Genomic DNA, 16242 nt, shown 5'->3' with positions numbered 1-16242 from the left:
GTCAGATCCCCGCCTCGATGATCTCGGAGATCTCCTGCTGCGAGTACCACTGATCGTTGCTGTCCGACCGGTACGCGAAGCCCTCCGGCACGGGTACGGCTCCGGCGGGCATCTGATAGCCCCAGGACGCGAGGTCGGGCTGGATGATGAAGTACTTCCCATCGCTGACCGTGACGGCGCGACGGCCCTCTTCCGGGCTGATCATCTCCTCGTGGAGCTTCTCGCCCGGGCGCAGGCCCACATCGACGAGTTCCGCTCCCGGCACGACGGCGTGGGCGAGATCGGTGACCTTCATCGACGGGATCCGCGGAACGAGGAGCTCGCCGCCCTGCATGAGCTCGAACGTGTCGATCACCATCTCGACCGCCTGGGGGAGTGTGATGAAGAACCGCGTGCATCGAAGATCAGTGATGGGAAGCGGCTTTCCCTCGGCACCCAGGCGGGAGAAGAAGGGGATGACCGAGCCGCGGGATCCCATGACGTTGCCGTAGCGGACCACCGCGAACCGCGTGTCGTACGCGGCTGCGTAGTGATTGCCGGTGATGAAGAGCTTGTCGGCCGTGAGCTTGGTCGCACCGTAGAGGTTGATCGGACTCGAGGCCTTGTCCGTCGACAGCGCGACGACGCGCTTCACACCGGCGTCGATCGACGCCTCGATCACGTTCTGGCTGCCGAGGATGTTCGTCTTCACGAACTCGAACGGGTTGTACTCGGCCGTGTCCACCTGCTTGAGGGCAGCGGCGTGAACGACGTAGTCGACGCCGTGCAGCGCGCGAGCGAGTCGCCTCTCGTCGCGGATGTCGCCGATGAACCACCGGAGTCGAGGGTCGTCGCCGAACTGCTGCCGCACCTCGTACTGCTTGAGTTCGTCGCGCGAGAAGATGACGAGACGCCGGGGATTGATGTGGGTCAGGGCGTGACGTATGAACGCCTTGCCGAACGACCCGGTGCCGCCAGTGATGAGGATGCTCGCGCCCTCGAGAACCGACACTCTGTCTCCTCAGCGTTGTCGTGATGGCACGGATGCTCGGGTTGTTCCATGCCCGGCCTATCCTATCGGGTGGGCGCAGCCGCGCCCCCGAGGAGAGGGACGTGTGATGAGCGGGCGACGGGTCCTCCTGCACTGCAATGCCGGTGTCGAGGCGGGCATGGGGCACCTCATGCGCACTCTCACCATCGCCCGCGAGGCGCGGGACCGGGGGTGGGCGGCGTCGGTGTTCGGCGATGTGGATGCGGTCGGTGCGGAGGTCCTGCGCCGGATGGATCCGGAACTCGAACTGCTCACCGTGGACGGCGCCGCGGCGAGCCTCGGCGACTTCGCGGAGCTCGGGCGGGACGCCGACGTGATCCATCTGGACACCTATCGCGAAGTCCCCGATCTCTCGTCCCTCGCAGTGCTGCTCAGCAACATGCAGGATGGTCCGTTCGGTGTGCGCGACGCCGATCTGGCCATCGATGCCAATCTGGCGTCCGAGCGCACCTTCGCGAGTCCTGAACGCAGCCGGAGTCATCTGGCCGGCATCGACGCGGCTGTCGTACGCGCTCAGGTGCTCGCTCAGCGCGACGCCCGGAGAACGGCGGCGGCAGCGCCTCGCGTGCTGATCGTGATGGGCGGCACGGACCCTCACGGCGTGACCGCGCGCGTCGTCGCCGCGTTCGATCGCGTTCCTTCTCCGGTGGAGATCACGGTGATCGACCCCCGGCGGCGTCCCGACGTGCTGTCCGCGGCGGGGTCCTCGCGTCATGCCGTCCAGGTCCTCGGCTTCGTCGAGGACCTCCCCGCGATCGCCGCGTCCCACGACCTGGCCGTGACGGCTGCCGGCACCTCGGTCTGGGACTTCGCGTGCATGGGTCTTCCCATGGCGCTCGTCTGCGTGGCGGACAACCAGCGGGTCGGCTACCGTCAGGTCGTCGAACAGGGGCTCGCGGTGGGCCTCGGGGAGCCGCCCCATCACGGACTCGAGGAGAGGATCGGCGCGCTCGCCGATCTCCTGGCTTCTCCGGCATCGCTCGCCCGGACGGCCGCCGAGCTGAAGCGGACCGTCGACGGACTCGGGAGCTGGCGGATCGTGGCGTCCTGGGAACAGCTGCTGACGACCCGCCCTTCCGACGAGCCTCCCTCCGGACTCGTCGCCCGTGCGGCGAACGTCGACGACGGGCGGAGACTGTTCGAGTGGCGCAACGACCCGGAGGTCCGCTCCGGCTCGCGCTCACGCGGCGAGATCGACTGGAGATCGCACACCGATTGGCTCGCGCGAAGCCTGCGGAACCCCGACCGGCGACTCCTGATCGTCGAGTCCGACGGGGTGCCGGTCGCCACCTGCCGATGGGACCGACGGTCGGCCGACGAGTGGGAGATCTCGATCACGGTCGCACCCGAGAGCCGTGGCCGCGGGCTGGCGGCATCGGTGCTCCAGGCCGCGGAGCGAGCCCTCGCCGCACAGCCGCCGGTGCGCATGGTGGCCACCGTGCACGGAGACAACGTCGCATCACGACGATTGTTCGAGCGCGCCGGCTATCTGCCGTACCTGCCCGCCGACGATGCCGGCTTCCTCACCCTCGCCCGGTGGCGGCTCTCGTAGGAGCGCGGTCTAGAGCGCATCCCAGGTCAGCGGGGTGCCGCGTTCGACGTCTCGCGTAAACGTGCGTCCGCTCACCAGAGCGAAGTCATCGGGGCGGAGTCCGCCGGCGGGGCGGATCGACCGCACGTTCTCGGGTCCCACGGTGTCGCCGGCTCGGACGTCGGCGACGACGAACAGCGAACGGCGAAGGGCGAGCACCGCTTCTTCCTGAGCGGTCGGTCCGAAGGACACACCGCTCGCGGACGCGACGCGCGCCTGTTCGGAGGCCACGACGAGAGCGCTGAACTCGTCGGGCGTGAGAGAGAAGTCCGCGTCGACGCCGCCGTCTGTTCGGTCGAGCGTGACGTGCTTCTCGATCACGACCGCGCCGAGGGCCGCAGCGGCGACCGCGACCCCGATCCCGAGCGTGTGGTCCGAGAGTCCCACCGGCACGTCGAAGGCGTCTCGAAGCGCCGCGATGTTGCCCAGTCGCGCCTCTTCGGGAACCGCGGGGTAGGCCGCTGTGCAGGCCAGCAGCACGAGCTGGGTGCCTCCGGCACCGCGGATGGCGGTGACCGCCGCATCGATCTCCGAGAGCGTCGCCATGCCGGTCGACACGATCATCGGCTTACCGGTGCGGGCGACCTCCCGGAGGAGCGGGATATCGACGATCTCAGCGGATGCCGTCTTGTATATCTCGACCCCCAGCTCTTCGAGGAACGAGACCGAGCTCGGATCGAAGGGCGTCGAGAAGGGGATGAGTCCGTGGCTGCGCGCGCGATCGAAGATCGGCGCATGCCACTCCCACGGCGTGTGAGCCTCCTGGTAGAGGGAATAGAGGTTCCTGCCGCCCCAGAGCCCGTGGTCGCTCGCGACCCGGAAGGCGGGCTTGTCGGAGTCGATCGTGAGCGTGTCGGCGGTGTAAGTCTGGATCTTGAGAGCGTCGGCACCGGTGGCGGCGACCGCGTCGACGATCGCGAGCGCCCGATCGATGTCGCCGTTGTGGTTTCCCGACATCTCAGCGATCGTGAACACGGGGGAGCCGGTGCCGATGCTCGCCGTGGAGAGCGGGATGGTCTGCGAAGAAGTCACGCCGACAACTCTAGACGCGTCCTCTCCGTGACTCGCCGCCCCGCCGATGGGACAGCCGCGTCGGTGCCCTAAGCTGAGGTCTCATGGGGCGTGTGACGGATCTTGTCGGTGATGACAGGGCGATTGCCGGAGAGGTCGACTTCTACGACCGACTCCGTCCGCTCGTCACGGCATATGGGCGAGCGGATACCGCTCGTCGGATCGCCGTCGTCGGAAATCAGCCGCTCGAGCCGTCCGACGAGCGCGCCGCGATGATCGACACGGCTGACATCGTGTTCCGAGTCAACGGCTTCCGTGTCGACGACGTCGACGGCATGCCGTCGGTGGGTCGGCGCGCCGACGTCGTCGTGTTCAATCGCGGTGTGCGTCCGACGCCCTGGTTCTTCGAGGGCTACTCCGAGCGCCTCTACCTGATGATCGAACCCGGGCGCCTGCTCTGGGAGAACCCGAAGCTCCCGGCCTTCTGGCCCGCGGATCTCGGAATCGTGACGATGCCGAACCGCGAGGTGGTGCTGCCACTCGGCGAGGCGATGGGAGCCGATCCGCGCAGCGGTGGCCAGTGGGCGACGACGGGGACGGTGATGCTCTGGATCGCCACCCGCCTGTTCCCGGACGCCACGGTCGATGCGGCCGGATTCTCCTTCGTCGACGCGCCGGATCAGACATCATGGAACCACGCCTACGGAGACCCCTCGGCGGTCGGAGCAGAGCACCGGATCGACCTGGAGTCGGCGCTCGTGCGGCACTGGATCGACTCCGGCCGCGTCACGTATCACCGCTGAATCCCACAGACCATCGACAATCACCCGAATGATTGAGGACTGAATGCTGAACCGACTCCGTCGCAGACTCGACGCCGTCGTCGAACGCCGTGTAGACGCGAGAGTGGACGCCCGCATGGGGCGTGCTCTCGAGCAGGTCGAACACGCGCAGCGCGACTACGAGGCACGCCTCGCGGGAACCCAGGCCGACTTCTCTTACATCAGATCCGAGTTCGATCGCATCGCTCCTCAGGTCGCCGCGCTCGAGCAGCGGTTCGAGTGGCTGCGCGTGCGCCTCGATGTGGCTGATCTGGAAGCCGACGAGGCGCTCAGCCGCGCCCAGTCGGAGCACGAGCGCGCGCGACTGCGCCTCGAACTCGCGGCGCACTACGAGGAGCGCCTGCGCCGCCTCGAGTCCGACGGCGACTGAGCCGAACGGATCGGGCCGCCGCCGCGGGGTCAGAGCCCGACGAGGCCTCGAAGCTGATTCGCAGCCGAGCGTGCGCTGTCGACGCTCGGCTGCATCCCTGCGGCCGCGTCGGAGTGCAGCGAGCTGAGCGCCTGGTCGTACTCGCTCAGCGCGCTGCCCCAGGCGGATTCGATGGATGAGGGCGGAGCGCTCTCGCCGAGCCGCTGCGCGTCCGCCTGGAGGCTCTCGATGACCTCGGTCGCGTCCTGCCCACTGGACTCGCTGACGATCTGCAGTCCCGTCAGCGCATCATCGAGCCAGCCCTGAACCTGTCCGCGGAAGGCGTCGACCGAGGGGTCCGCGACGGGGGGCGGGGTCGTGATCGGTGTCATCGTCGGCGCGGGCTCCGCCGTCGGCTGAGGGGTCTCGGTCTGCGTCGGCGACGCTGACGCTGACGGGGACGGGGATGTCGATGCCGACGCGGAGGGGGAGGGCGAGCCGCTGGCTCCCGGAGTCGGGGTCTCGCCCCGCGGGAGGAGGAAGAACAGCAGCACGCCCACAATGACGAGCACGGCGACGACGAGCCCGACGATGAGCCAGACACGACCACGATTGCTCGGCTTCGGCTCCAGTGGCGCCCAGCGGAGTTCCGGCTGCGGTTCGTCGGTCATGCGGTCAGTCCTCCAGAGCGGGCATGGGCGTCCAGGAGCGATCGCGGCCGAGCTTGCCGCCCTCCTTGAGTCCCCGGAACAGATTGCTCGTCCCTCGCACCGTGCGCTCGACGAACAGGAGCCGGATGAGCTCCTTCGCGAACGTCATCGACGTCCCGAGCCCGAACAGCACCGGGTTGTAGTTGCGGTGAACGCGGTAGTACTGCTTGATGTACGCCCGGTTGCGCATGATGTAGAACCGGTAGGCGTTGCTCGAGGCATTCATGTGGCGGATGCCCATGTCCCACTGCTTGATCTCGCGAGTGCGTCGCAGGACGAATTCATCGACGATCACCGCAGTGGTCTTGCGCGAGGCGAGCCATCCGTACATCTGGTCGTCCCAGTAGATGAAGAAGCGGTGATCTGGCAGACCGATCTGCTTCACGATGGACCGATGGATGAACATGCCTTCGAAGCATCCGCTGTTCATCTCCTTGTAGCCCGACGCATCGAACCCGGACGGCGCGAACGGGATCGGGATGCCCATGCGCTCGGCGATCCGGTACTGCCAGTAGAACTCGCTGCCGTCGTAGTCGTACCGGCGGCCCTGGATGCTCTTGAACCGCGGGGCCCACTTGCCCATCTTCGCCAGGCCGTCGGTCACGACCTCGACGTCGTCGTCCATCATCCAGATCCACTCCGAACCCAGCTCGTACGCCGTGCGCATGCCTTCGCTGAAGCCGCCAGACCCACCGGTGTTCGTCTCGAGGCGTCGGTAGATGATCTCGGTGCCGAGCCGAGGACGGAAGGAGTCGACGACCTCGGTGGTGTCGTCGGACGAGGCGTTGTCGATGATCACGACGTGGCCCGGCTTCGGGTCCATCGCCGTGATGCTCTCGAGGAGGCCGGTCAGGAGGTGAGACCGGTTGTACGTGACGATGACGATCGTCGCGGAGGCCGGGTCGAAGGGGGCGTGAGTCACGAGGTGAAATCTCCGGAGGCTCGGGGCCCGCAGGGCGCCGCGAGCAGATCCACCCTACCCGGAGCAGTTCGGAATCCGCCGAGGGCGCGGCGCGGAGGTCAGCGTTCGGGACGCAGCGTCGGGATCGCTCCGGTGTGCGCGGCGTCGATGTTCTCCCGCCACGACCTCGTCTGGCCGGCCCGCAGCGCACAGAGCACGAGCATGAACCAGCCCGCGCCGACGATCGTGAAGCTCTCGAACATCGACTCGACGGCGAGTGTGACGAGCATGAGCGGGGTCCAGGCGTAGACCACCGAACGTCGAGCGCTCGCGACGAGCCAGGACCGGACGGTGGCGATGCCGCCGAACAGGAGGAAGAGCACGAGGCCGGCGGCGCCCAGTTGCAGCAGGACGTCGAAGTACGCGTTCAGCGCGCTCTGGTGGTGGTCGTCGAGCAGGAAGTTGATGTACGTGAACGGGAACTCTCCGCGGGCCCACGCGCCGTACCAGCCCCACCCCTCGACCGGCTTGAGAGCGACGAAATCGAGGATCGTGTTCCACAGGGTCGCTCTGATCGAGAAGTCCGAACCGGCATCGAGCAGCGCGATGATCACATGGCGCAGTGCGAACGCGGCGGCGAGGGCGAGAGCGACGAGGACACCGAGCACCCACTGCACGATGGTCCGCCGCTCGGGCGGGGTGTGACGGACGATCGCGAGCGCGACGGCGACGACGCCGACTGCGGCCGCGAGCACGAGAACGGTGGGGAGGAGGAGAAGAAGGCCAGCAGCGCCGCGAGCGCGATCGAGGGGATCGCGATGCGAGCGGTCAGCGACTGCGACCGCCACTCCACCACGAAAGTGATGAGTGCGATCACGGTGACGAAACCGAGCATGTTCCTGCTGCCGAAGATCCCCTGCACGGGTCCGCCGACGGCCAGGTCTCCCTGGATGCCGAGGAAGAGGAAGGGCGTGTCGAGCAGCACGCCGGAGAGGATCTCCAGGCCCAGCGACACGAGGAGGAGGAACCTCAGCGAGTCGCCCAGGGCGCGGACGGTCTGGAGGGTGTCGCGGATGTGGCCGACGGTGATCGCCAGGAAGGCGAAGCCGAAGAGCTCCATCCAACCGAAAGCGGTGTCGGACTTGTCGGTCGTCCACACGATGCTGACGGCGGCCCACGCCAGGAAGGCCAGCAGCGACGACGGGGCGATCCGCAGCAGCGACAGCTCCTCCCTGCGCACCCACAGGATCCAGGCGCCGACGACGCACAGGACGGCGATGATCGTCGCGAGGGTGACCGATGAGGCGATGTGCTCGATCGCGAACGACGAGAAGACCGCTGTGAGGACCGCGATCGTATACGCGCGGGCGAACTCGGCCGAGCCGAGCAGATCGCTCAGACGACGTTCGGGCGTCACGGAACCCGCCGGCTTCGCTCGCCGCGCTCGATCACACGCTCGCGTTCACCGACGCCGACCAGGGGCACGACCTTGATCTTGAACGAGAGCAGGACCAGCAGCATCCAGCCCCAGAGCATGATCGGGGTCGATTCCGTCAGACCCTGCACGAGCAGCACGACCGTGAAGAGGCTCGGAAGCAGAGTGATCGCCGAATAGTCGCGGTCCGACCTCAGATCCCAGCGAGGGCGGTCGATGGCGAAGAACCACGAACGCCAGAGCAGGCTGAGATAGGCGAGAGCCATGAGGACGACCCCCACCACGCCCAGCTGCATCAGCACGTCGAGCCACATGTTGTGCGCGTGGAACACCGTGATGCCGTGATCCTCGATCCATCCGGCGAAGGCAGGATCGAAGGGAACCCAGGGACTCGAGAACCCGTTGCCGAAGATCGGATGCTCCGCGGCGCGCGCGAGGACCTTGTCCCAGATCTTGTCGGAGCGCCCGGTGAGGTCTGCGCTGCGACCGATGAGGGCGAACAGGGGTTCACGCAGGAGCCAGACGGCGGATCCGATGACCACGGCGCCGCCGATGAACAGCACATACAGTCGTGTTCGTGCGCCCGGAGACGTCGCGCGGCGCATCAGCAGGGCGACGACCAGGACTGCGGCGGCAGCGGCGGCGCACACGTATGCCGTCGCGGATCCGGCCCGGACGAGGAAGTATCCCGCGAGGAGGGCCCAGAGCGCGAGAGTGGTGCGCCAGCGCGTGCGCGCGGCGAACAGCACGCCGAAGGTGAGGATCGCGAACAGGCAGATGATGGCGAGCACGTTCGAATTGCCCACGATGCCCTGGATCCGGCCGCCGTCCACGAGGTTGCCGCGAACCCAGTACCAGTGGGCGTTGGTCTCGCCGTCCGGCCGCACGAAGAAGTTCGGCAGGATCGGAGCGTGGACGACAAGGGCGACCCACAGTTCGAGCGCGAGGGACAGGCCGAGGATCCACTTGAACGCGGAAGCGAGCGCCCGCACGATCTCGTGCCAGGTCAGCACGTGGACGATGAAGAGCGCGTTCACCGTGACGGTGGCGAGCAGGACCCAGGTGATGATGGTCGCTCCGCGCCACTGAGACCACGCGACCGAGAGCAGGGCCAGCGTGGTGTATGCGACGGCGGCCCAGGGCAGGCGACGCCACGCGAACGCGGCAGGTCGCCGACGGGCGATCATCGGAACGCCGATGGAGAGCGTCGCGATCAGGAACACGAGGAGGGTGATGAATGCGCCGATCTCGCCCACGAGGTTGTACACCGCCGAGTGCGCGAAGGTCGCGAACAGCACCAGACCGATGTACCCGCGCAGCAGAAGATGCCCCGTGGACTCGCGCTCGGGAGCGGCGGGCGGGGCGGCGACCGGGTGCTTCGTGTATTGCGCCATCGCGTTCAGGCTACCGCGCGGAAGTCGGGAGTCACCGATGGGACGGTCGTGGCACGGTGGGTTCCCTGCCAATAGCCTGGTGGCATGCTGCTCAGTCTCTCGAATGCACCCCGTGACTACGCGTGGGGATCCCCGACGCTCCTGGCCGACCTGGAAGGCCGCACCCCCACGGGTGCGCCTGAGGCGGAGGTGTGGTTCGGCGACCACCCGGGAGACCCGTCCGACGTGCAGGGCGGCGGGACGCTGGACGCCGTCACGAGCGGTGCTCTGCCGTACCTGCTCAAGCTCCTCGCGGCCGCATCGCCCCTGTCCATCCAGGTGCACCCGACCGTCGAGCAGGCGAGAGCCGGGTGGGCGAGGGAATCGACGCTCGACGCCACGGACCCGACTCGCAACTACCGCGATGACAACCACAAGCCCGAGCTGATCGTCGCCCTGAGCGAACGGTTCGAATCCCTGAGCGGGCTGCGCCCCGTCGGCGACACCCTGGGTCTGCTGGGGGAGTTGGAGCAGAGCACCGGGGTCGAGGAACTCGCTGATCGTCTCCGCGGTGAGGGCGACGTCCTGCGCGACACGATCGGCTGGCTGCTGTCCGGCGATGCGCGGTCCGTGGTCGACGACGTCGTCGCCTCGGTGAGCGCGGCCGCAGCCTCCGCGTCGGGCGAATGGGCCGAGACGCTCCGCGGTGTGGCGGCGATCGCGGAGACCTATCCGGGAGACCCCGGTGTGGTCGTCGCGCTGCTCATGAACCACGTGGTGCTTCGCAGGGGCGAGGGCATCTTCCTGCGGGCCGGGCTCCTGCATGCCTACATCGCCGGTCTCGGAGTGGAGATCATGGCGGCGAGCGACAACGTCCTGCGCGGCGGTCTCACGCCCAAGCGCATCGATGTGGCCGAGCTGCTCTCGGTCCTCGACACGACGACCGGCGAGGTGCCGGTGCTGCGCCCGACGACGGATGGTGCGATCACGGAGTACCCGGTGCCCGTCGCGGACTTCTCGCTGAGAAGGGTCGAACTCGACGGCCAGGACGTCGTCATCGACGTGGACGGACCGACGATGGTCCTCGCGACGTCCGGTCGCGTCAGGGTGGGCGGTGCGGACGGTGCAGTGCTCGATGTTCCGGTCGGCACCGTCGCGTTCGCGTCCGCCGACGAGGTCCGATTGACCGTCGGCGGCCAGGGCGAGGCGTTCGTCGCATCGCCCGGCGATCTCGCCTCCGGCCGCTGACTCCTCGGGCGGACGTGCGACACGCCGTACGGAGGTCAAGAACCTTCAAGACCGGATTGAGGGTTTACGATCCGCGACTTGACCGATGGGAATGACACGGGTGTAATTAGTTGAGCACGGCCCGCCGAGGGGGCGGAATTTAGGGGTTGGAGAGCGAGATGACGGGTTACCGTTCAGACGTACCGGAGAACTGGTTCGTCGATCCGATCAACCTCGGTGTTCCCGGGGTTCGCAAGGTCGAGACCGACGATGACAATGCTCTCGCATGGCAGAGCGATGCACTGTGCTCGCAGACTGATCCTGAGGCCTTCTTCCCCGAGAAGGGCGGATCGACCCGCGACGCCAAGAGGATCTGCACGTCCTGCGATGTCCGCGGCGAGTGCCTCGAGTACGCGCTCAACAACGACGAGCGCTTCGGAATCTGGGGCGGGCTCTCCGAGCGCGAGCGCCGCAAGCTCAAGCGTCGCGCGAGCTGACCCGGCAGTGATTCGTCCGCGTTCATAGCTTCGCGGCCACGCCGGGTCGGGTCAGCCCCCGATTCCTGTCGCACGCATAGGCTGACCACGTCATGCCAGCCCGAGTTCACGCAATCATCGTCGCGCGCCCCGGTTCCTCCGCCCGCGCGCAGCTGCTCCGCACACTCGATGCGTTGCGCTCCCAGACGACGCCCGCAGCCGCCATCACCCTGGTGATGTGCGGCGACGCGGCGTCGGCTCGCGAGAGCGAGGCCGTGACGAGCACAGTCGAGGGCATCATCCAGGCGCGCGGCAACACCTCATTCGCGGATGCCGTCGAACTCGCCCGACCCCGCATACTCGAGGGCAGCGCCGTCTGGCTGCTCGCACAGGACACCGCTCCGCACCCGCGAGCGCTCGAGCGCCTGATCGGCACTCTCGAACGATCTCCGTCGGCGGCGATCGTGGCGCCCAAGCTCGTGCAGACCGACAACGACCGCGAGATCGTCTCTCTGGGCGTCAGCATGACGACTCTGGGGCGCTCGGTGGAGCTGGCCGGCGGCGAGCTCGACCAAGGACAGCACGATGCCAGCGACGACGCGCTCGGTGCGGACATCCGCGGCATGCTGATCCGCGGTGAGGTCCGCGATGCGCTCCGTCCGGATCCGGCGCTCGCGGGAGCCGACCTGGGTCTCGACCTCGGAGTCCGTGCCCGCCTCGGTGGCGGACGCGTCGTGCTCGCGCCCTCGGCGCGCGTATCCGTGTCACCGGACGGACCAGGGACACCTCCGACCGCGCGGGGCAGGCGCGCGTTCGCGACCAGACTCGCCCAGCTGCACCGCCGCCTCGCTTATGCCCCGGCGATCTCCGTCCCGCTGCACTGGCTCACTCTGCTTCCTCTCGCGCTCTGGCGATCCATGGCCGACCTGATCGGCAAGCGGCCGGAGGCCGTCGCGCCCGAGTGGGCGGCTGCGGTGACGGCGATGTTCCGCTTCGGCGCGATCGCGCGGTCTCGTTCTCGCATCCGCTCCTTCCGCACCTCGAGCTGGTCGAGCATCGCCCCGCTGCGTGTGAGCAGCTCCGATCTTCGTCGTCGGCTGGATGACGGCCACGGCAGCGAGGGCGGAGCGGTCAGTGAGCTCCGGTTCTTCTCGGGCGGCGGCGCCTGGGCGGTGCTGGGCGCCCTCGTCGTCAGCATCGCGACCTTCACCACGATCCTCGCGTGGCCCGTGCTCGGTGGCGGTGCGCTGCTTCCGCTGCGGTCGACGGTGGGTGCGCTGTGGAATGACGCCGCCTGGGGGCTGCGCGGTCTCGGAGTCGACGTCGTCGGCCCCGCGGATCCCTTCTCCGGAGTGCTCGCTGTGCTCGGCTCCCTCTGGCCGGCCGCCCCGTCGTTCTCCCTCGTGCTCCTCTGGGTGCTGGCGCTGCCCCTCGCCGTGCTCGGCGGCTGGTTCGCGGCCACGCGAGTGACCGATCGTGCGGGTCTGCGCATCTTCGCCGGAATCGTGTGGGCGCTCGCTCCCACCTTCCTCACCGCGCTCGTGGACGGTCGCCCCGCCGCTGTGCTGGTGCACCTCCTCCTGCCCTGGCTCTTCCACGCAGGGGCGGTGGCCCATCGTTCGTGGGGCGCGGCAGGTGCAGCGTCGCTCCTCTTCGCCGCGGTCACGGCATGTGCGCCCTCGCTCGCCCCGGCACTCCTCCTGCTGTGGGTCGTGGCGCTCGGCATCACCCTCGCCGGCGCTCGTATCCGCGGAGCCGTCCGCCTGGTCTGGGTGCCGATTCCCGCCGTCGCCCTCTTCGCGCCGCTCGTGGTCTGGCAGCTGAGCCGCGGAGACATCCTCGCGGTGCTCGCGGATCCCGGCTCGATCTGGGCTGGTCCGCAGGCAGCGGCCGATGCCGCAGGCAGGCTCGCGTTGGCCAGTGGGTTCCCCAGCGGTGACATGGCCGGGTGGGCGACGTGGCTCGGCCTCGAGCTCGCGCCGTGGGTGGGGGTGCTGCTCGCCCCGCTCGCGCTCCTCGCTCTCGCATCAGCGGTCGCCCCGCGCTGGCGAGCCGGAATCACTCTTCTGCTTGTCGCGCTCTGCGGCCTGGCCACCGCGTTCTTGGCCGTGGGAGTCGCCGTGTCCTTCGCCCAAGGGACTCCCGTCGCCATCTGGCCGGGTTCGGGTCTCAGCCTCGCGTGGATCGGCGTCACCGGAGCCGCCCTCGTGACGCTCGACACCGCGGTGACCATGCCACGGGTCCGGGTGCTCAGCGCGGCGGTCGCCGGTCTTGCGATCGCCGTGTGCGCTGTTCCTGCCCTGGCCGCGGTCCACGCGGACGAGTCGGAGCTCCGAGACGGTCCCGCATCGACGCTGCCGGCGTATGTCGCAGCGCAGGCGGGTGCCGACCGTCAGATCGGAACCCTCGTGCTCACCCCGCAGAACGACGGCGGCCTGGCGACCGAGGTGGCGTGGGGCGGAAGCGAGACGCTGAGCGCCCAGACGACGATCCTCTCGACAGCGACGGAGCTGCGCGGCTCCGACCTCACGACGCTCGCGGTCGATCTGCTCTCGGCCAGGGACTTCGATGCGGCTGATGAGCTGGCTCGGACGGGGATCTCGTACGTCCTGCTCGCAGAGGTCTCGGGTGAGGAGTCGGACCGTGCTCGCTCTCTGCGCACGGCCGCGGTGACATCGCTCGACCAGCGGGCCGGTTTCGTCCAGGCCGGCTCGACCGACCGTGGTGTGCTCTACAGGCTCGAGGCCGACGCCTCGCCATGGGCTCCGCTCTCGACCGCTCAGCAGGCGACAGCGCGCCTCGTGATCACGGTCCAGCTCGTGCTCGTGCTCGCGGCGCTGCTGCTGTCCGTGCCGACACGTGCGTCGCGGCGAGCAGCCCGCGCCCGCTCGCGCATCGTCGGACGAGCACCGGAAGAGCCGCTCGTGCTGCCTCGGCACCCCGAGGACCGCGACGGCGCCGCAGAACCGCACGGCGATCCGGAGGTCGCTGAGACAGCCGCAACAGCCGACGCCGCGCCCTCGGACGGGCCCGAGCCGGATGCGGCAGTCGAGGCCCATCCGTCGACCGAACAGGGTGAGGAGGAGCGGCGATGACCCGCAACCGCGCATTCCGGGTGGCGGCGACCGGCGCTCGAGTCCTGACAGGCGCCGTCGTCGCAGGAGCGTGCGTCGTCGGTGTCGTCGTCGGCATCACCGCGCCGTGGCCGACTGTCTCGCACGAGCCCGCTCAGGCGCAGGTGGCGCCCCTTCCGGGTGACACCGTTCTCGTCTGCAACGGTGACCTTCGCGCGGTCGGTCGAGATCCCTCCAACCCGCTCGAGATGGTGTCGGCGGCGTCTCCCCAACTGACCTCCGAGGGGTCGTCCGGGCGACCGGAGTCGAGTCCCCTGCCTGCGAAGGACCTCGCCGACGGCGGATCCGCGCAACGCCTCGTGGGCCCTGTCGAGGGACGCCAGGCGCCGCTGCTCGGCGCCACGGAGTCGGTCAGCGTGCAGGAGGCGGACCTGTTCGGTCTCGCCGCGGCGCCCTGCCGTCCTGCGGGCATCGAGTCGTGGCTCGTCGGCGGAACGGTCGCCACCGGGACCGAGGACCTGATCGTTCTCACGAACCCCGGGGTCGTGCCCTCCACTGTTTCTCTCGGCGTGTTCGGGTCTGCGCGGGCGTCCAGCACCGTGATCGTCCCCGCGGAGTCTCAGGTCGCGCTCGCGCTGTCATCGATCGCCGCCGGATCGGACTTCCCGATCGTCAAGGTGACCGCGACAGGGTCGCCCGTGCGGGCTGTACTGCAGTCGTCGCTCACCCGGACCCTCGATCCCTCGGGCATCGACCTGCAGGATGCGGTTCCCGCTGCGCAGCGTCAGCCGGTGCTCCCGGGCATCCAGGTCTTCGAGAACCAGGGCGACAACGCAGACATGGCGGTTCTGCGGCTGATGTCACCCGAGGTCGATTCCCAGGCCGTCGTGACGGTCAGAGAGGTCGGTGCGTCGACGATCGCCGACGAGTTCACCGTTCCGCTCACCGCCGACGCACCCACCGAGCTGTCGCTCTCCGCGCTGTCGCCGGGTGACTACACGATGAGCATCGAATCGGACAACCCTGTGCTCGCCGCGGTGCGGCAGCAGGATGTCGCCGGGCCGCAGGACGATTTCGCCTGGGTCACGCCGGCGCCGGAGCTCGAGGATGACGTGTACGTCGCCGTTCCTGCCGGGCCGACGCCGCGCCTCGTGCTCGCCAACGACGAGGATTCCGATGCGACGGTGCAGGTCGCATCGACATCGGGCGGAGAGCCCGTCGAGGTCACTGTCCCCGCCCACTCGTCGGCGTCGGTCGATGTGACGCCGCGCACGGTGTATGCGCTGTCGACCTCGGCGCCGGTGCATGCCTCCGTCACGATGAGCGCGCCCGGAGCGCTCGCGGTCTGGCCGGTATGGCCGGCTGCGGGAGCGCAGCAGAGCATCACCGTCTACCCGTGACCCGCGGACCGGCGAGGACGGTCTCTGAGCTCAGTGCTCGTGGCCGCCGAGGTCCCAGGGCTCGCGGCCGACGTACTCGGCCGCAGCTCTGAACACGGCGCTCTCGATCGCCATCCTGCGGTGGGCGGAGTCGTCGTGCCCCGGCGGCAGCAGCCGTTCGATGGGAAGCCGGAAGAGCACGATGCGCGCCTTCTCGTGATCGAGGTACCAGCGCGGGACCTCGTCTGCGGCCTCGAACGCGGGCATGGCGCCGATCTCGAACCGCACCTCCTGCAGTTCGGGCCAGGTTCCTCGAAGGAACTCCACCGCAGTGCCGACGGTCAGATCGAACCGGTCGATGCGCCCGTCGAGAGGGGCGAGTGGAGGGCGCACGACCTCGCTGCGTCCGAGCCGACCGTGGCGCCCGTGCCTGGCCCCGCGGCGGGGTGCGTCAGAGGTGCGGGAGCGACGGGGCATAGCGAAAGTCTAGGCCGAGTCCGACGGGCGCGGCGGCGCGGCATCCGCTCATCCGATGAACCTCGACGTAGCCTGGCGTGAATGGACGGAAGACTCTGCTCGAAGGTCGGCTGCGCGCGCGAGGCCGTGGCCACTCTCACCTACGACTACGGCGATCAGATGGCCGCGCTCGGGCCCCTGGGGATGGCGCGCCACCCGAACGCGCATGATCTGTGCGCACAGCATGCGGATCGCCTGTCCGTTCCCGCGGGATGGCTCGTCGTCCGGCACGAGGCGCTTCGCGCCTGATATACCGTCCGCATCGCCGACGGGGACACGCCGCCTCGGGGCGGGTGGGTCATCGACGCATGCCGATACGCTGACCGCG

The 16242-nt window shown here is 68.8% G+C and carries 16 protein-coding genes; 8 read left to right on the top strand and 8 right to left on the bottom strand.

From position 1 onward, the window contains the following. Nucleotide 1: 1 nt before the first annotated feature. Nucleotides 2-991: a UDP-N-acetylglucosamine 4,6-dehydratase (inverting) gene (pseB, locus tag ACZZZF_RS05410; RefSeq protein ID WP_056278197.1), complete on the bottom strand. Its 990-nt coding sequence runs from the start codon at nucleotides 989-991 to the stop codon at nucleotides 2-4. Nucleotides 992-1097: 106 nt separating this feature from the next. Here pseB and ACZZZF_RS05405 point away from each other — a divergent pair, with 106 nt between their 5' ends. Continuing rightward, nucleotides 1098-2582: a GNAT family N-acetyltransferase gene (locus tag ACZZZF_RS05405; RefSeq protein ID WP_463497425.1), complete on the top strand. Its 1485-nt coding sequence runs from the start codon at nucleotides 1098-1100 to the stop codon at nucleotides 2580-2582. A 9-nt stretch (nucleotides 2583-2591) separates the two neighbouring features. Here ACZZZF_RS05405 and pseI read toward each other — a convergent pair whose 3' ends face one another. Continuing rightward, on the bottom strand, nucleotides 2592-3653 hold the full coding sequence (pseI, locus tag ACZZZF_RS05400) for a pseudaminic acid synthase (RefSeq protein WP_053095644.1): 1062 nt from the start codon (nucleotides 3651-3653) through the stop codon (nucleotides 2592-2594). A 92-nt stretch (nucleotides 3654-3745) separates the two neighbouring features. On the opposite strand from pseI, the gene ACZZZF_RS05395 reads away from it, so the two are divergent. Then, the gene (locus tag ACZZZF_RS05395; RefSeq protein WP_198032389.1) at nucleotides 3746-4435 is read left to right on the top strand and encodes a glycosyltransferase family 29 protein; all 690 of its coding nucleotides are present in this window, start codon (nucleotides 3746-3748) and stop codon (nucleotides 4433-4435) included. Nucleotides 4436-4478: 43 nt separating this feature from the next. Continuing rightward, a complete protein-coding gene (locus ACZZZF_RS05390) occupies nucleotides 4479-4844 on the top strand; it encodes a hypothetical protein (RefSeq protein WP_053095645.1) in 366 nt (121 codons plus the stop codon). A 29-nt stretch (nucleotides 4845-4873) separates the two neighbouring features. Here the strand turns inward: ACZZZF_RS05390 and ACZZZF_RS05385 are convergent, their stop codons facing one another. From ACZZZF_RS05385 to ACZZZF_RS05365, 5 genes are all read right to left on the bottom strand, one after another. Continuing rightward, nucleotides 4874-5494: a hypothetical protein gene (locus ACZZZF_RS05385; protein ID WP_463497422.1), complete on the bottom strand. Its 621-nt coding sequence runs from the start codon at nucleotides 5492-5494 to the stop codon at nucleotides 4874-4876. Between the two features lie 4 nt (nucleotides 5495-5498). Beyond that, a complete protein-coding gene (locus ACZZZF_RS05380; protein WP_053095647.1) occupies nucleotides 5499-6455 on the bottom strand; it encodes a glycosyltransferase family 2 protein in 957 nt (318 codons plus the stop codon). 98 nt (nucleotides 6456-6553) lie between these two features. Then, nucleotides 6554-7147: an O-antigen ligase family protein gene (locus ACZZZF_RS05375; RefSeq protein ID WP_463499919.1), complete on the bottom strand. Its 594-nt coding sequence runs from the start codon at nucleotides 7145-7147 to the stop codon at nucleotides 6554-6556. Beyond that, a complete protein-coding gene (locus ACZZZF_RS05370) occupies nucleotides 7045-7851 on the bottom strand; it encodes a hypothetical protein (protein ID WP_463497419.1) in 807 nt (268 codons plus the stop codon). Before ACZZZF_RS05370 ends, ACZZZF_RS05375 begins: the two co-directional genes overlap by 103 nt. Beyond that, nucleotides 7848-9263, bottom strand: a complete 1416-nt coding sequence (locus tag ACZZZF_RS05365; RefSeq protein WP_285363038.1) for an O-antigen ligase family protein — start codon at nucleotides 9261-9263, stop codon at nucleotides 7848-7850. The genes ACZZZF_RS05370 and ACZZZF_RS05365 overlap by 4 nt, the downstream gene beginning before the upstream one ends. A gap of 84 nt (nucleotides 9264-9347) precedes the next feature. On the opposite strand from ACZZZF_RS05365, the gene manA reads away from it, so the two are divergent. The 4 genes from manA to ACZZZF_RS05345 all read left to right on the top strand — a co-directional run bounded on the left by manA (nucleotide 9348) and on the right by ACZZZF_RS05345 (nucleotide 15419). Then, the gene (gene manA, locus ACZZZF_RS05360) at nucleotides 9348-10490 is read left to right on the top strand and encodes a mannose-6-phosphate isomerase, class I (RefSeq protein WP_463497417.1); all 1143 of its coding nucleotides are present in this window, start codon (nucleotides 9348-9350) and stop codon (nucleotides 10488-10490) included. 158 nt (nucleotides 10491-10648) lie between these two features. Beyond that, the gene (locus ACZZZF_RS05355; RefSeq protein ID WP_072591048.1) at nucleotides 10649-10966 is read left to right on the top strand and encodes a WhiB family transcriptional regulator; all 318 of its coding nucleotides are present in this window, start codon (nucleotides 10649-10651) and stop codon (nucleotides 10964-10966) included. Nucleotides 10967-11058: 92 nt separating this feature from the next. After that, nucleotides 11059-14040, top strand: a complete 2982-nt coding sequence (locus tag ACZZZF_RS05350) for a glycosyltransferase (protein WP_463497414.1) — start codon at nucleotides 11059-11061, stop codon at nucleotides 14038-14040. Next, complete coding sequence (locus ACZZZF_RS05345; RefSeq protein ID WP_394194281.1) at nucleotides 14037-15419, top strand: DUF5719 family protein; 1383 nt, start codon at nucleotides 14037-14039, stop codon at nucleotides 15417-15419. Before ACZZZF_RS05350 ends, ACZZZF_RS05345 begins: the two co-directional genes overlap by 4 nt. 30 nt (nucleotides 15420-15449) lie before the next feature. Here ACZZZF_RS05345 and ACZZZF_RS05340 read toward each other — a convergent pair whose 3' ends face one another. Further along, on the bottom strand, nucleotides 15450-15791 hold the full coding sequence (locus ACZZZF_RS05340; protein WP_053095652.1) for a metallopeptidase family protein: 342 nt from the start codon (nucleotides 15789-15791) through the stop codon (nucleotides 15450-15452). Nucleotides 15792-15956: 165 nt separating this feature from the next. Here ACZZZF_RS05340 and ACZZZF_RS05335 point away from each other — a divergent pair, with 165 nt between their 5' ends. Continuing rightward, nucleotides 15957-16163, top strand: coding sequence for a DUF3499 family protein (locus ACZZZF_RS05335; RefSeq protein ID WP_053095653.1), 207 nt, complete (start codon nucleotides 15957-15959; stop codon nucleotides 16161-16163). Nucleotides 16164-16242: the final 79 nt, after the last annotated feature.

The organism is Microbacterium sp. AC215 (assembly GCF_979258645.1).
Note: the sequence above shows the minus strand (reverse complement) of the source record. Positions and strands in the feature narration are given on the sequence as shown.